This is a genomic window from Roseateles violae (assembly GCF_030410485.1).
GTDB lineage: Bacteria > Pseudomonadota > Gammaproteobacteria > Burkholderiales > Burkholderiaceae_C > Roseateles_D > Roseateles_D violae.
This window is the reverse complement of record NZ_JAUHHC010000002.1, coordinates 946047-960701: the sequence shown is the minus strand read 5'-3', so window position 1 is coordinate 960701 and position 14655 is coordinate 946047. Positions and strand designations below refer to the sequence as shown.

General features: G+C 69.3%; 16 protein-coding genes. 11 read left to right on the top strand and 5 right to left on the bottom strand.

From position 1 onward, the window contains the following. From QWJ38_RS09905 to QWJ38_RS09875, 7 genes are read left to right on the top strand one after another with little or no spacing between them, the layout of a single operon-like run. Positions 1 to 1533, top strand: a complete 1533-nt coding sequence (locus QWJ38_RS09905) for a UxaA family hydrolase (protein WP_290358883.1) — start codon at positions 1 to 3, stop codon at positions 1531 to 1533. Between the two features lie 14 nt (positions 1534 to 1547). Further along, complete coding sequence (locus QWJ38_RS09900) at positions 1548 to 3026, top strand: NAD-dependent succinate-semialdehyde dehydrogenase (protein ID WP_290358882.1); 1479 nt, start codon at positions 1548 to 1550, stop codon at positions 3024 to 3026. Continuing rightward, the gene (hpaI, locus tag QWJ38_RS09895) at positions 3023 to 3820 is read left to right on the top strand and encodes a 4-hydroxy-2-oxoheptanedioate aldolase (RefSeq protein ID WP_290358881.1); all 798 of its coding nucleotides are present in this window, start codon (positions 3023 to 3025) and stop codon (positions 3818 to 3820) included. Before QWJ38_RS09900 ends, hpaI begins: the two co-directional genes overlap by 4 nt. An 18-nt stretch (positions 3821 to 3838) precedes the next feature. Then, positions 3839 to 4906, top strand: coding sequence for a tartrate dehydrogenase (locus tag QWJ38_RS09890; protein WP_290358880.1), 1068 nt, complete (start codon positions 3839 to 3841; stop codon positions 4904 to 4906). A gap of 13 nt (positions 4907 to 4919) precedes the next feature. Further along, the gene (locus QWJ38_RS09885) at positions 4920 to 5729 is read left to right on the top strand and encodes a thymidylate synthase (RefSeq protein ID WP_290358879.1); all 810 of its coding nucleotides are present in this window, start codon (positions 4920 to 4922) and stop codon (positions 5727 to 5729) included. 8 nt (positions 5730 to 5737) lie between these two features. Beyond that, complete coding sequence (locus QWJ38_RS09880) at positions 5738 to 6250, top strand: dihydrofolate reductase (protein WP_290358878.1); 513 nt, start codon at positions 5738 to 5740, stop codon at positions 6248 to 6250. 10 nt (positions 6251 to 6260) lie between these two features. Continuing rightward, positions 6261 to 6839, top strand: coding sequence for a DUF4337 domain-containing protein (locus tag QWJ38_RS09875; protein WP_290358877.1), 579 nt, complete (start codon positions 6261 to 6263; stop codon positions 6837 to 6839). Between the two features lie 27 nt (positions 6840 to 6866). Here the strand turns inward: QWJ38_RS09875 and QWJ38_RS09870 are convergent, their stop codons facing one another. After that, positions 6867 to 7091: a hypothetical protein gene (locus QWJ38_RS09870; RefSeq protein ID WP_290358876.1), complete on the bottom strand. Its 225-nt coding sequence runs from the start codon at positions 7089 to 7091 to the stop codon at positions 6867 to 6869. A gap of 95 nt (positions 7092 to 7186) precedes the next feature. Here QWJ38_RS09870 and QWJ38_RS09865 point away from each other — a divergent pair, with 95 nt between their 5' ends. Both QWJ38_RS09865 and xth read left to right on the top strand, forming a co-directional pair. Further along, positions 7187 to 7783: a hypothetical protein gene (locus QWJ38_RS09865; protein WP_290358875.1), complete on the top strand. Its 597-nt coding sequence runs from the start codon at positions 7187 to 7189 to the stop codon at positions 7781 to 7783. Positions 7784 to 7849: 66 nt separating this feature from the next. Then, positions 7850 to 8614, top strand: a complete 765-nt coding sequence (gene xth / locus QWJ38_RS09860) for an exodeoxyribonuclease III (RefSeq protein ID WP_290358874.1) — start codon at positions 7850 to 7852, stop codon at positions 8612 to 8614. Here xth and QWJ38_RS09855 read toward each other — a convergent pair. Beyond that, complete coding sequence (locus QWJ38_RS09855) at positions 8601 to 9236, bottom strand: CatA-like O-acetyltransferase (protein WP_290358873.1); 636 nt, start codon at positions 9234 to 9236, stop codon at positions 8601 to 8603. The two genes, xth and QWJ38_RS09855, sit on opposite strands and share 14 nt — an antisense overlap. A 154-nt stretch (positions 9237 to 9390) precedes the next feature. Here QWJ38_RS09855 and QWJ38_RS09850 point away from each other — a divergent pair, with 154 nt between their 5' ends. Further along, a complete protein-coding gene (locus QWJ38_RS09850; protein ID WP_290358872.1) occupies positions 9391 to 11019 on the top strand; it encodes a methyl-accepting chemotaxis protein in 1629 nt (542 codons plus the stop codon). A 6-nt stretch (positions 11020 to 11025) separates the two neighbouring features. On the opposite strand, the gene QWJ38_RS09845 is transcribed toward QWJ38_RS09850, so the two are convergent. After that, the gene (locus QWJ38_RS09845; protein WP_290358871.1) at positions 11026 to 11478 is read right to left on the bottom strand and encodes a MarR family winged helix-turn-helix transcriptional regulator; all 453 of its coding nucleotides are present in this window, start codon (positions 11476 to 11478) and stop codon (positions 11026 to 11028) included. A gap of 49 nt (positions 11479 to 11527) precedes the next feature. On the opposite strand from QWJ38_RS09845, the gene QWJ38_RS09840 reads away from it, so the two are divergent. Then, positions 11528 to 12082 carry a PaaI family thioesterase gene (locus QWJ38_RS09840; RefSeq protein ID WP_290358870.1) on the top strand — a complete coding sequence of 185 codons (555 nt, stop codon included), beginning with the start codon at positions 11528 to 11530 and terminating at the stop codon, positions 12080 to 12082. Here the strand turns inward: QWJ38_RS09840 and QWJ38_RS09835 are convergent, their stop codons facing one another. Then, complete coding sequence (locus QWJ38_RS09835; RefSeq protein ID WP_290358869.1) at positions 12083 to 12712, bottom strand: bifunctional 4-hydroxy-2-oxoglutarate aldolase/2-dehydro-3-deoxy-phosphogluconate aldolase; 630 nt, start codon at positions 12710 to 12712, stop codon at positions 12083 to 12085. 17 nt (positions 12713 to 12729) lie between these two features. Then, on the bottom strand, positions 12730 to 14544 hold the full coding sequence (gene edd, locus QWJ38_RS09830) for a phosphogluconate dehydratase (protein ID WP_290358868.1): 1815 nt from the start codon (positions 14542 to 14544) through the stop codon (positions 12730 to 12732). Between the last annotated feature and the right edge of the window lie 111 nt (positions 14545 to 14655).

Genomic DNA, 14655 nt, shown 5'->3' with positions numbered 1-14655 from the left:
ATGGCCACCATCACCGCCTCGCCGCTGATCCGGCTGCACGCGAACGACAACATCCTGGTCGCGCGCGAGCCGATCGCGCTGGGCCAGCAGATCGAGGACCTGGGCCTGCGAGTGCGTGCCCAGGTGGCGGCCGGCCACAAGATCGCCGCGCAAGCGATCGCCGCCGGCGCGCAGGTGCGCAAGTACAACACGGTGATCGGCTTTGCCGCCCGCGACATCGAGGCCGGCGAGCATGTGCACACGCACAATCTGCGCTTCGAGGAGTTCGACCGCGACCCGGCCTTCTGCGCCGATGTGCGGCCGGTCGAGCTACTGCCGGAAGACCAGCAGGCCAGCTTCATGGGCATCGTGCGGCCGGATGGCCGTGTCGCGACGCGCAACTACATCGGCATCCTATCCTCGGTGAACTGCTCGGCCACCGTCTCGCGCCGCATCGCCGACTGGTTCACGCCGGAGCGGCTGGCCGAATTCCCCCATGTCGACGGCGTCGTCGCCTTCACCCACAACAGCGGCTGCGGCATGTCCACGCCGGGCGCCGGCTTCGATGTGCTGCGCCGCACCTTGGCCGGCTATGCGCGGCATCCGAACCTGGCCGCCGTGCTGATCGTCGGTCTGGGCTGCGAGCGCAACCAGATCGCCGATCTGCTGGCCAGCCAGGGGCTGGAACGCGGGCCGAAGCTGATCGCCTTCAATATGCAGAACTGCGGCGGCACGCGGGCCACCATCGAGGCCGGCATTGCCGAGGTGAAGAAGCTGCTGCCGGCGGCCAACGACGTGCAGCGCCAGCCGGTCAGCGCGAAACACCTGGTGATCGGCCTGCAATGCGGTGGCTCGGACGGCTTCTCCAGCATCAGCGCCAATCCGGCGCTGGGTGCCGCGATGGACATCCTGGTGCGCCATGGCGGCACGGCCGTGCTGTCGGAAACGCCCGAGATCTATGGCGTCGAGGACATGCTGACCCGCCGCGCGGTGAGCCCGGCCGTCGGCCAGAAGCTGCTCGATCGCATCGAGTGGTGGAAGGACTATTCGCGCGGCCAGAGCGGGCAGATGAACGGCGTCGTCGTCGCCGGCAACCAGGCCGGCGGCATCGCCAATATCTTCGAGAAGAGCCTGGGCTCGGCGATGAAGGGCGGCACGACGCCGCTCAACGCCGTCTACGAATACGCCGAACCGATCACCGAGCGCGGCTTTGTCTTCATGGACTCGCCCGGCTTCGACCCCTGCTCGGCCACCGGTCAGATCGCCAGCGGCGCCAACCTCATCTGCTTCACCACCGGCCGCGGCTCGATGTTCGGCGCCAAGCCGGTGCCCTCGCTCAAGCTGGCCAGCAACACCGCCATGTACGAGCGCCTGCAGGAAGACATGGACATCAACTGCGGCGTCGTCGTCGATGGCCGGGCCACGGTCGAAGAGCTGGGCCAAGAAATCTTCGAGGCCATTCTGCAGGCGGCCTCGGGCCGGCCTACCAAGAGCGAAGAGCTGGGCCTCGGCGACAACGAATTCGTGCCCTGGCAGTTGGGCATCGTCACCTGAAAGACTCACTCTCCATGTCGTCCCTCACCCTGAGCCGAGGCGAGCTGCTGCGCTCGCAAAACTTCATCAATGCGCGCTGGCAGGACAGCGGCGACGGCCGCGCCTTCGAAGTCAGCAATCCTGCCGACGGCAGCCGCATCGGCACCGTGCCCGACAGCGGCCCGGCCGAGGCGCGCGCCGCCGTCGATGCCGCTGCCGCCGCCCTGCCCGGCTGGCGCGCGACGCCGGCGCGCGAGCGGGCGCGGCTCTTGCGCCGCTGGCATGCGGCGATCCTCGAACAACAGCAGGATCTGGGCCGGCTGATCTCGCGCGAGCAGGGCAAGCCCATGGCCGAGGGCATAGCCGAGGTCGCCTATGCGGCCAGCTATGTTGAATGGTTTGCCGAGGAGGCGACGCGCGCCTACGGCGATGTGATTCCGGCGCCGGTGGCAGGCCGCAAGATGATCGTCGTCAAGGAGTCGGTCGGCGTCGTCGCCGCGATCACGCCCTGGAACTTCCCGGCCGCGATGATCGCCCGCAAGATCGCGCCGGCGCTGGCAGCCGGCTGCACCGTCGTCTGCAAGCCGGCCGAGGACACGCCCTTGACCTCGCTGGCCCTGGTGCGCCTGGCCGAAGAGGCCGGCCTGCCGGCGGGCGTGCTGAACATCGTCACCGCCTCGCGCGAGCGCACGCCCGAAGTCGTCGACGCCTGGCTGGCCGACCCACGCGTGCGCAAGATCACGTTCACCGGCTCGACCCCGGTCGGCAAGCATCTGGCGCGCGAATCGGCCTCGACCTTGAAGAAGCTGTCGCTGGAGCTAGGCGGCAACGCGCCCTTCATCGTGTTCGAGGACGCTGATCTGGACGCGGCCGTCGAAGGCCTGATGCAGAGCAAGTTCCGCAACGGCGGCCAGACCTGCGTCTGCCCGAACCGGGTCTACGTCCACCGCGCCATCCACGATGTCTTCGTCGAGAAGCTGGCGCGAAGAGTCGGCGCCTTGAAGGTCGGCCCGGCCAGCGAGGCGGCTTCGCAGATCGGCCCGATGATCAATGCGCGCGCGGTCGAGAAGATCGAGCAGCACATCGTCGACGCCTTGGCCCATGGCGCGCAGCTGGTCGTTGGCGGGCGCCGCGTGCGCGAGCAGGACGGGCCGCACTACATCGCGCCGACGGTGCTGGTCGGCGCGACGCCGGCGATGCGCCTGGCGCAGGAGGAGACCTTCGGCCCGGTCGTGCCGGTGTTCCGCTTTGCCGACGAGGCCGAGGTGATCGCCCTGGCCAACGACACGCCCTTTGGCTTGGCCGCCTACGTCTACTCGCGCGATATCGCGCGCGTCTGGAGAGTCGCCGAGGCGCTGGAATGCGGCATCGTCGGCATCAACGAGGGCGCGCTGGCGGCCGAGGCCGCGCCGTTTGGCGGCGTCAAGGAATCGGGCTATGGTCGGGAAGGCTCGCGCTACGGACTGGATGACTATATGCACACGAAGTACTTGTGCCAGGGCGGATTGACATGAACAGCGGCAACCCCTTCAAGGCCGCGCTGGCGCGCGGCGCGCCGCAGATCGGTCTCTGGCTGTCGATGGCCCAGCCCTACAGCGCCGAGATCTGCGCGACGGCCGGTTTCGACTGGCTGCTGATCGACGGTGAGCATGCGCCGAACGATGTGCGTTCTATGCTGGCCCAGCTGCAGGCGCTGGCGCCCTACCGCGGCCAGCCGGTGCTGCGCAGCGTCGACGGCGATCCGGCCCGGATCAAGCAGCTGCTGGACATCGGCGCCCAGACGCTGCTGGTGCCCATGGTCGACACGGCCGAGCAGGCGCGTGCGCTGGTGGCCGCCACGCGTTATCCGCCGCAAGGCATCCGCGGCGTCGGCGCCGCGATCGCCAGAGTCTCTCGCTGGGGCGAGCGGGCCGACTATGTGGACGTCGCCAACGACGAGGTCTGCCTCTTGGTGCAGGCCGAGACGGTGACGGCGCTGAAGAACCTGGAGGCGATCTGCGATGTCGACGGCGTCGACGGTGTCTTCATCGGCCCGGCCGATCTGGCCGCCTCGATGGGCCATCGCGGCAAGCCGAACCACCCCGAGGTGCAGGCGGCGATCGAGGATGCGATCAAACGCATCTCGGCCAGCGGCAAGGCCGCCGGCACCTTGACCGGCGATGTGGCCGCGGCGCGACGTTATCTGGCCCTCGGTGCGCGCTTCGTCGCCGTCGGCATCGATGTGACCCTCTTGGCGACGGCGGTCCGCCAGCGCGCCGCAGAATTCGGACTCGGCCCGGCCCCGCTCGCGCGCAGCGGCCCCTACTGAACACAGAAGAGAACCACGATGAGCAAGAAGACACTGAAGATTGCCGTGATCCCCGGCGACGGCATCGGCAAGGAAGTGATGCCCGAGGGCCTGCGCGTGCTGAAGGCGGCCGCCCAGCGTTTCGACCTCGCGCTGGACTTCCACGAGATCGAATGGGCCAGCTGCGACTACTACCTGGCCAAGGGCCAGATGATGCCGGACGACTGGAAGGCCCAGCTCAGCGGCATGGACGCGATCCTGTTCGGCGCCGTCGGCTGGCCGCAGACGGTGCCCGACCATGTCTCGCTATGGGGCTCGCTGCTGAAGTTCCGCCGCGAGTTCGACCAGTACATCAATCTGCGCCCGGTGCGCCTGTTCGACGGCGTACCCTGCCCCTTGGCCGGCCGCAAGCCCGGCGAGATCGACTACTTCGTTGTGCGCGAGAACACCGAGGGCGAGTACACGAATCTGGGCGGCGTCATGTACGCCGGCACCGAGCGCGAGATCGTGATCCAGGAGACGGTGATGTCGCGCTTCGGCGCCGATCGCGTCCTGAAATACGCCTTCGAGCTGGCCAACAGCCGTGCCCGCAAGCACCTGACCGTCGCGACCAAGAGCAATGGCATCGCGATCTCGATGCCCTGGTGGGACGGCCGTGCCGATGCCGTTGGCGCCGACTTTCCCGAAGTGACCATCGACAAGCAGCACATCGACATCCTGAGCGCCCGCTTCGTCTTGCAGCCGGGCCGCTTCGACGTTGTCGTGGCGAGCAATCTGTTCGGCGACATCCTGTCGGACCTGGGTCCGGCAACGACCGGCACCATCGGCCTGGCGCCATCGGCCAATCTGAACCCGGAGCGTAAGTTCCCCTCGCTGTTCGAGCCGGTGCACGGCTCGGCCCCGGATATCTACGGCCAGAACATCGCCAACCCGGTCGCGATGATCTGGTCTGCTGCGCTGATGCTGGACTTCCTCGGCCAGCGCGCGGCCCACGACGCGATCCTGAAGGCGATCGAGCGCGTGCTGGTCGAAGGCCCGCGCACCCGGGATCTCGGCGGCCAGGCCTCGACGACCGAGATGGGCGAGGCGATCGCGGCCCTGGTCTAACTAGAATGGCGGCATGACCGCCTCCGCCCCCTCCCAATACGAAGACTTCATGCGCCATGTGTTCGAGCATGGCGTTGCCAAGAGCGACCGCACCGGCACCGGCACCCGCTCGGTCTTCGGCCACCAGATGCGCTTCGATCTGCGCCAGGGCTTCCCGCTGGTGACGACGAAGAAGGTGCATCTGAAGTCGATCATCCTGGAACTGCTCTGGTTCCTGCGCGGCGATTCGAACGTCAAGTGGCTGCAGGAGCGCGGCTGCACGATCTGGGACGAGTGGGCGCGCGAAGACGGCGAACTGGGCCCGGTCTATGGCGTGCAATGGCGCTCGTGGCCGACGCCGGACGGCGGCCACATCGACCAGATCGCCGAGGTCGTGAAGACCTTGAAGACCAATCCCGATTCGCGCCGCATCATCGTCAGCGCCTGGAACGTCGCCGACCTCGGCAAGATGGCCCTGATGCCCTGCCACGCCTTCTTCCAGTTCTATGTGGCCGAGGGGCGGCTGTCCTGCCAGCTCTACCAGCGCAGCGCCGACATCTTCCTCGGCGTGCCCTTCAATATCGCCAGCTACGCATTGCTGACCCATATGCTGGCCCAGCAATGCGATCTGGAGGTCGGCGACTTCATCTGGACCGGCGGCGACTGCCATATCTACAGCAACCATTTCGAGCAGGTGCGGACCCAGCTGGCACGCCAGCCCCTGCCCTATCCGCAGCTGAACATCAAGCGCCGCCCGGCCTCGATCTTCGACTACGAGTACGAGGACTTCGAGGTGCTCGGCTACGAGCACCATCCCCCGATCAAGGCGCCGGTGGCGGTCTGAGCGGCGGCATGAGCATCGTCAGGCTGATCGCCAATGTGGCGCGCGACGGCGCGATCGGACGCGGCAACGAGCTGCTCTGGCGCCTGCCCGAGGACATGGCGCGCTTCAAGGCGCTGACCCTCGGGCATCCGGTCCTGATGGGCCGCAAGACCTGGGACTCGCTGCCGGCGAAGTTCCGGCCGCTGCCGGGTCGGCGCAATATCGTGCTGAGTCGCCAGCAGGACCTGGTCCTCGACGGCGCCGAGGTCTTCACCTCGCTGGAGGCGGCGCTGGCCGCCTGCGCCGGGGCCGCGATCGTCGACGTGATCGGCGGCGCACAGATCTATGCGCAGGCGCTGGCTCGCGCCGACCGGCTCGAGCTGACCGAGGTCGATGCGCCGGCGCCCGGTGCCGACGCCTTCTTCCCGGTCTGGGACCGCGCGGCATTCCGCGAAATCGCCCGCGAGGCGAAGACCAGCGCCGAGGGCCTGGGCTTCGCCTTCGTCGGCTACCAACGCATCAGCAACAGCAACAATTCCTGAGGAGTCCCCGATGTCCGGAGGCGGTTTCCACGTCCACGGTCCGCATGACCATGAACTCGAGCATGCGGCCCAGCATGAACCCAAGGGCCTGGCCGGCCAGCTGGCGGTGATCACCGCGGTGCTGGCCACGGTCGGCGCGATGTTCGCCTATATGGGCGGCGCGACCCAGGCCAATGCGGGCCTGTACAAGAACAACGCCGCGATCAAGAAGACCGAGGCGGCCAATCGCTGGAACTACTTCCAGGCCAAGAGCAGCAAGCAGAACCTGGCCGAGCTGGCCCTGGACCTGGCGCCCAGCGAGGAGCAGAAGGCCAAGTACCGCGACAAGATCGCGCGCTACGAGAAGGAAAAGAACGAGATCAAGGCCGAGGCCGAGAAGCTCGAGGCCGAATCCGCCGACTGGGACATCCAGAGCGACGCGCAGCTGCACCAGCACCACCGCTGGGCGCAGGCGACCACCGCCCTGCAGATCTCGATCGCGCTGGCCGCGATCACCCTACTGACCCGGAAGCGCTGGCTGGAGGGCGCGACCCTGGCCGTCGGCGGCATCGGCGTGGCGCTGGGCGTGCTGGCCTGGTTCCACGTCTGAGGCGGGAGCGCCGGCCAGCGGGAGCGCTCAGCGCCGCCGCGTGCCGGTCGGGTCCGACTCGCCGTCCTCGCGCCGCTCTCCGGCCTCCGGCCGCTGCTGGATCGGCGTCTGCACCGTCCGGTCATAGCCCTCGCGGGCATTCTCGACCGCGGCGTCGACCTGTTCCTTGAGCCGTTCCGCGCCCTTGTCGGGCGGGGCCGGATCGGGGCTGGCGGCCGGCGGCTTGCCCGCGTCGTCGTCGTCATCGTCCATGGTCGTGCTCCTGTGCCGAGATCGTCGGCGCTGCAGCGGCAAGCAAGGTGCCTGGGCATGCACCTTGCCTTTACCGGGCAGACATGGAGGTTGCGATGAACGAGCCCCTCAGTAGCAGCAAGGACAGTTCCACACCACCGGGCGACGCGCCCGAGGACAACCGCGCGCTGAAGGATGCGGCCGAGGCCGGCCGCCGCGGCGGCGGCGCGATCGGCGCGACCGAACGCAGTCTGGGCGGCAACCCGGTGGGCGCCGCCGCCGGTGCGGTGGCCGGGGCGGCGGCCGGCGCGATCGGCGGCCTGGCGGCCGGGCCGGTCGGCAGCGCCTTCGGCGCGGTGGCCGGCGCGGTGCTCGGCGGCCTGGCCGGTGGCCGCGCCGAGACCGGCGCCGGCGAAACGGTTGCTGACGACGGCGCCTGGCGCGCGCATCACGCCGGCCTGCCGCCGGGCGGCGCCGCCTACGAGGCGCTGGAGCCGGCCTACCGCATCGGCGACGCAGCCGGCAGCGGCGACTGGGACGAGGACAGCCTCGCGCGCTCCTGGGCCGAGGCCGGCAGCGCCCTGCCCTGGGACCGCGCCCGCCCGGCAGCCCGCCATGGCTGGGAGCTGGCGCAGCGCCGGCGCGCCAGCGAGGCACCGGCGAACGATCCGCGGTCATTGAGCGATTACGACCCATACAAGGAATCCGGCTGAGCGCCAGGTCTTCGGTACGATCGCGGCATCGAACAAGAACCACCGATCCGCGAGAGAGAAATACCGATGCGCCTTGCCACCTGGAATGTCAACTCACTGGCCGTGCGCCTGCCGCAATTGCTGGACTGGCTGGCCGCCAATCCGGTCGACGCGATCGTGCTGCAGGAAACCAAGCTGACCGACGACAAGTTCCCGACCTTGGAGATCGGCGCGGCCGGCTACCAGGTGCAGTGGTTCGGCCAGAAGACCTATAACGGCGTGGCCCTGCTGAGCAAGCAACCGGCGCAGGACGTGGTCAAGAACATCGTCGGCTATGCGGACGAGCAGGCGCGCGTGATCGCCGGCACGGTGGCCGGCGTGCGCGTGATCGGCGCCTATTTCCCCAATGGCCAGGCGCCGGACAGCGAGAAGTTCGTCTACAAGATGGGCTGGCTGGACGGGCTGCGCGCCTGGATGGCCGAGGAGCTGAAGGCGCATGAGAAGGTCGTGCTGATGGGCGACTTCAATATCGCGCCCGAGGACCGCGACGTCTACGATCCGGTCGCCTGGGCCGGCCAGATCCATTGCACGCCGCAGGAGCGCGCGCATTTCCAGGGCCTCTTGGAACTCGGCTTCGTCGATGCCTTCCGGCTCTTCGAGCAGCCGGAGAAGAGCTGGAGCTGGTGGGACTACCGGAACTTGGCCTTCCGCAAGAACCAGGGCCTGCGCATCGACCACATCCTGGTCAGCCCGGCGCTGAAGGGCGAGGTCGAGGCCTGCGTGATCGACAAGCTGCCGCGCAAGAACGAGCGGCCCAGCGACCACGCGCCGGTCGTCGTCACCCTGCGCTGATTGCCTTGTCCAGCTCGGCGTAGAAGCGGCCGACGTGCAGGCCGTCCATCAGCGCATGGTGGACCTCGACGGCCAGCGCCATCGTGCGCCGCCCGTCCGCGCCGGCCACCATCTTGCCGAAGGCGAGCTTGGGCACCGAGTCGCGCCCGCCGCCGTCGCGCGCGTGGGCGAAGCTCGTGAAGTCCAGCCAGGGGATGGTCGTCATGTGCAGGAGCGCCGGCTGCTCGGACAGCTCGCCCAGGCCCGGCGCCGGCACCCTGGCCGCCGCCAGTGCCGGGAGCGCGCGCTCGACGAAGCGGCCGAAATCCGGCTCGTAAGGCAGGGTCACGATGGCGAAGCTCTCGTCGGCGCGCAGCAAGGTCGTGCTGCCGTCGATGCGCTCATGTTCGAGCACCTGGCCGTCCTGCAGGCGATAGCGGAACTCGGGCAGCGCATTGGCGGCCACCAGCGCCGCATGGTGGTAGGCGAGGAACCAGGTCGCGCCCGGATGGCGCCGCAGCCGCGCGGCCAGCGCAGTCACGTCGACGCGGGCGCAGACGCTGAAATAGGGATGGGCGAGGCGGCTGAAATGGTCAAAGGCGGCGCGGCGCGGCCACCGAGCGAGATCGAGGGCGATGGGCATATGCCAAATAGTACCGGCCCGGGGCCGGGCCTCGCCGGCTGAGCGATCAGCCGCCGCGGAGCTTGCGCTGCATCAAGGAACAAGCGGCCAGCCGCTGCGATGCTGCCCGCCGATGCGCCGCCCCCTTTCTCCTATGCGGCGCCGGAGCATGTCGATGAGAAGCAATCTGCCCGTCAGCCAGCGTGAATACCCGTTCCCGAGCGGCCGCCATCTGGTTTCCACTACCGATCTGAAGGGTCGCATCCTGCACTGCAATGCCGCCTTCATCGAGGCCAGCGGCTATGCGCGCGAAGAGCTGCTGGGCCAGCCGCACAACCTGATCCGCCACCCGGACATGCCGGAGGAGGCCTTCCGCGATATGTGGGCCACCATCGCCGAGGGCCGGCCCTGGTCGGGCCTGGTGAAGAACCGGCGCAAGAACGGCGACCACTACTGGGTGATGGCCAATGTGACGCCGCTGCTCGACGAGGGCCGGCCGGTCGCCTATATGTCGGTGCGCTCGGAAGCCAGCCGCGCGCAGATCGAATCGGCCGAGGCCCTGTACGCGCAGATGCGCGCGGAACAGGCCGAGGGCCGCCTGCTGCAGCGGCTGCAACAAGGCGAGTTGCAGCGCGGCGGTCTGGCCGGCCTCACCGCCCGGCTGGGCGAAGGCCTGCGCGCGCAGGGCCCGGGCCTGGCGATGGCCGCGATCGCTTGCGGCGGCCTGATGCTGGGCGCCGGCTTCGGCGCGCCGGCCGGTGCGATGGCCGCCGTCGCGATCGGGGGGCTGGCGCTGGGCCGTTTGATGGCCGGCCGCAGCCAGGCCGCGCTGCGCGAGTTGGAACAGTATGCGAACCAGCTGGCCGCCGGCGACCTGAGCCGCGATCTGCGGCCCAGCGGCCGGCGCCAGAGCCGCGGCCTGGAACGCGCGCTGCAGCAGATGGCCGTCAATCTGCGCGCGCTGGTCTCCGACACGCGCCGCGAGCTGGAGCAGATGAATCAGGTCAGCGAGGAGATCGTGCAGGGCAATCGCGAACTCTCTCAGCGCACCGAGGCCCAGGCCGCCAGCCTGGAGCAGACGGCGGCCAGCATGGAGCAGATCACCGCCACCGTGCGCCAGAGCGCCGATTCGGCACAGCAGGCCAGCGGCGTCGCCGGCGAGCTGAGCCTGATGTCGACCCACAGCGCCGCCGTCGTCCATTCGGTCGGCGACACCATGGGTACGATCGCCCAATCGTCGCAGCGCATCGGCGAGATCATCCAGCTGATCGACAGCATCGCTTTCCAGACCAATATCCTGGCACTGAACGCCGCGGTGGAATCGGCGCGCGCCGGCGAGCATGGCCGCGGCTTCGCCGTCGTCGCTGCCGAGGTGCGCGCGCTGGCGCAGCGCAGCTCCGGTGCCGCACGCGAGATCAAGCAGCTGATCGGCGAATCGTCCGACAACGTCGAGGCCGGCCAGCGCCAGACCGGCAACGCCCGCGCCAGCATCGACGAGACGCGCCAGTCGGTCGAGCAGTTCACCGGCCTGATCGGCGGCATCGCCCAGGGTGCGCGCGAGCAGCTGGACGGCATCTCGCAGATCAACCAGGCGGTACAGCAGATGGACGGCATCACGCAGCAGAACGCCGCGCTGGTCGCCCAGCTGGCGCGGGCCTCGGATCAGATGCTCGATCAGTCGGGCGAGGTGGCGGCGGCGCTGCGCGTGTTCAGGCTGGAACGCGGCGGTGCCGGCAGGGCGCAGGCGGATGCGGTGGCTCTGCGCCGCGCGCAGAAGCCAAGGCCGGCGCCGGCCCTGGCCTGAGGCGGCTCAGCCGGCGCCCTTCTCTTCCCGCAGCAGCGCCAGGCATTCGTCCAGCAGCGCATGCAGGCGCTGCACGCGTTCCTCGCCCAGGCTGGCGTTGACCGCGAGCTGGGCGCGCTTCCAGTCGGCCTTCATCGCCGCGCGCTTGGTGCGGCCGGCCGGCGTCGCCTGCACCAGGCGGCTGCGCGCGTCGCCGCCGGGCAGCAGCTCGACCAGGCCGGCGGCCAGCAGCGGCTGCAGATTGCGCGTCAAGGTCGAGGCGTCCAGATCCATGCGCCGCGCCAGTTGCCCCGGCGCCAGCGGCCCGAGCTGGTCGATGTGCGAGAGCAGCGAGTACTGCGTGGTCTTCAGCCCCGTCTCGGCAAAGAAAGGCTCGCAATGCTGCGACACCCGCCGGGTGAGCTGACGCAGCTTGAAATTGGTGCAGCCCTGCGGGCCGACGGTCTTTTCGCTTGCCATTGATTTATTGTATCTACAATAATTGCAGATACAACAGTTGGAGTGAACGATGGACAGCAGTCTCAGCAGCAGCCCGGAACAGACGCTGAAGCAATGGATGGACGAAGAGGTCGCGGTCCGCGCCCGCCTGGCCGAGCCGGGGCTGGCGCGGCCCGATCAGATCAAGGGCCGCACGGGCCTGCAAGTGCTGCAGGCGATGCTGGACGGCGAACTGCCGCCGGCCCACATCGCCCAGACGCTGGACTTCACGCTGATCTCGGTCGCCCATGGCGAGGCCATCTTCCAGGGCCGACCGCTGCTGCGCCACTACAACCCGCTGGGCACCGTGCACGGCGGCTGGTTCGCCACCCTGCTCGACTCGGCCCTGGGCTGCGCGGTGCACACGACCATGCCGGTCGGCCGCGCCTACACGACGCTGGAATTCAAGGTGAACCTGGTGCGCGCGCTGAGCGACAAGGTGCCGCTGGTGCGCGCGGTCGGCAAGGTCGTGCACTCGGGCCGCCAGGTCGCGACGGCCGAGGCCTCATTGCTGGGCCATGACGGCAAGCTCTACGCGCACGCGAGCACGACCTGCCTGGTCTTCGATCTGCCGACCGGCGCTTGATCAGCGCCTGATCGCCGCGGCCTCGGCCGCCAGCCGGGTGATGCGGGCCCAGTCGCCCGCATCGATCGCGTCCTGCGGCGTCAGCCAGGAGCCGCCACAGACCTTGACATTGGGCAGGCTCAGGAACTGCGGCGCGGTTTCCGGGGTGATGCCGCCGGTCGGGCAGAAGACGACGTCGGGGAAGGGGCCGGCCAGGGCCTTCAGCAGTTGAATGCCGCCCACCGCCACGGCGGGAAACAGCTTCAGAAAGGAATAGCCGGCCGCATTGGCCGCCATCACCTCGCTGGCGGTCGACACGCCGGGCAGCAGGGGCAGGCCCTGGGCCGCGCAGGCGGCGCCAATCTGCTCCGTGAAGCCGGGGCTGACGCCGAAACGGCAACCGGCATTCTTCGCCGCGACGACATCGGCCGGCGTGCGCAAGGTGCCGGCGCCGACTATTGCCGAGGGCACGGCCCGCGCCATCGCCTCCATCGCCTGCAGGGCCACCGGGGTGCGCAGTGTCACCTCCAGCACCTTGACGCCGCCGGCGACCAGGGCCTCGGCCAGGGGCACGGCATGCTCGAGCTGGTGGATCACGATGACCGGAATGACGGGGCCGTGGCTGGCCAGGCTGAGGGTTTCATTGCTCATGGGTTCGTTCTTCTTGTTCAAAGCCAGGTGACAGCGCCCTCTTCGGCGCTGCGTGCATTGCGGCGCATGCCGGCGAACAGCTCGCGGCCCAGGCCGTGGCCGTTGTCCTCGGCCTGCTCGGGCGTGATCCGCGCCAGTTCGCGCGCGTCCCATTCGGCCTGCGGCACCAGGGCCGACAGCTCGCCGCTGACGGCATCCAGCCGCACCAGGTCGCCGTCGCGCAGCTTGGCCACCGGCCCGCCATTCAAGGCCTCCGGGCTCAGATGGATGGCGGCCGGCACCTTGCCCGAGGCGCCGCTCATGCGGCCGTCGGTGACCAGGGCCACCTTGAAGCCCTTGCCCTGCAGCACCGCCAGCGGCGGGGTCAGCTTGTGCAGCTCGGGCATGCCGTTCGCGTGCGGGCCCTGGAAGCGCACGACGACGACGACATCGCGCTCCAGTTCGCCGGCCTTGAAGGCCTCCAGCATCGCTTCCTGCGTGGTGAAGATGCGGGCCGGCGCCTCGATGATGTGGCGCTCCTCGGGCACGGCCGAGACCTTGATCACCGCCCGGCCCAGATTGCCCTGCAGCAGCTTCAGGCCGCCGGTCGGGCTGAACGGCGCGGCGGCCGTGCGCACGACCGTGTCGTCGCCGCTCGCCGGGGGCAGGTCTTGCCACACGGCCTTGCCGTCCTGCAGCGCCGGCACGCGGGCGAAGGGGCGCAGCGAGTCGCCGGCGACGCTCAGCACGTCCTCGTGCATCAGGCCGGCGTCAAGCAGCTCGCGGATCACGAAGCCCGGGCCGCCGGCCGCCTGGAACTGGTTCACGTCCGCCGCGCCGTTCGGGTAGACGCGGGCCAGCAGCGGCACGACGCCGGACAGCTCGGAGAAGTCGCTCCAGTCGATCAGGATGCCGGCCGAGCGCGCGACGGCCACCCAGTGGATCAGGTGGTTGGTCGAGCCGCCGGTGGCCAGGAGCGCGACCATCGCGTTGACGATGGCGCGCTCGTCGACCAGTTTGCCGATCGGCGTGTAGCGGGCCTTCGGGCTGATGGACAGGGCCGTGCGCACCGCCTCGCGCGTCAGCAGCTCGCGCAGATCGTCGTGCGGATGGACGAAGGCGGCGCCGGGCACATGCAGGCCCATGGCCTCGAGCAGCATCTGGTTGCTGTTGGCCGTGCCGTAGAAGGTGCAGGTGCCGGCGCCGTGATAGGCGGCCGACTCGGCCTTCAGCAGCTCGTCGCGGCCGACCAGGCCTTGTGCGTACTGCTCGCGCACCTTGGCCTTGGCATTGTTCGACAGGCCCGAGCTCATCGGCCCGGCCGGCACGAAGACGCAGGGCAGATGGCCGAAGTGCAGCGCGCCGATCAAGAGGCCCGGCACGATCTTGTCGCAGATGCCCAGCAGCAGGGCCGCGTCGAAGACATCGTGCGAGAGCGCGATCGCCGTGCCCATCGCGATCGTGTCGCGCGAGAACAGGCTCATCTCCATGCCCGGCAGGCCCTGCGTCACGCCATCGCACATCGCCGGCACGCCGCCGGCAACCTGCACGGTCGCGCCCTGCCTCGCTGCCTCGTCGCGGATCAGCGTGGGATAGACCTCGTAGGGCTGATGCGCCGACAGCATGTCGTTGTAGGCGGTGACGATGGCCAGATGCGGCGCCTTCTCGGCGACGATGCGCAGCTTGTCATTGGCCGGCAGCGCCGCCACCGCATGGGCCACGTTCGCGCAGCCCATGCGCTCGACGCCGCGCTTGCGCCCGGCCAGTTTATCCAGCCCGTCCAGATAGCGGCCCCGGGTGGCGGCGCTGCGCTGGCGGATGCGGTCGGTCACCGCGCTCAATGTCTTGTTCATAGGCTCAGCCGATGTAACTCGGCCCGATCGGATTCGGTAACCATATTACACAATCCAACCGTCCCACGGGTTACAGCGAAGGTACGGCCGCAGCGGCGCTGAAGCCCAATG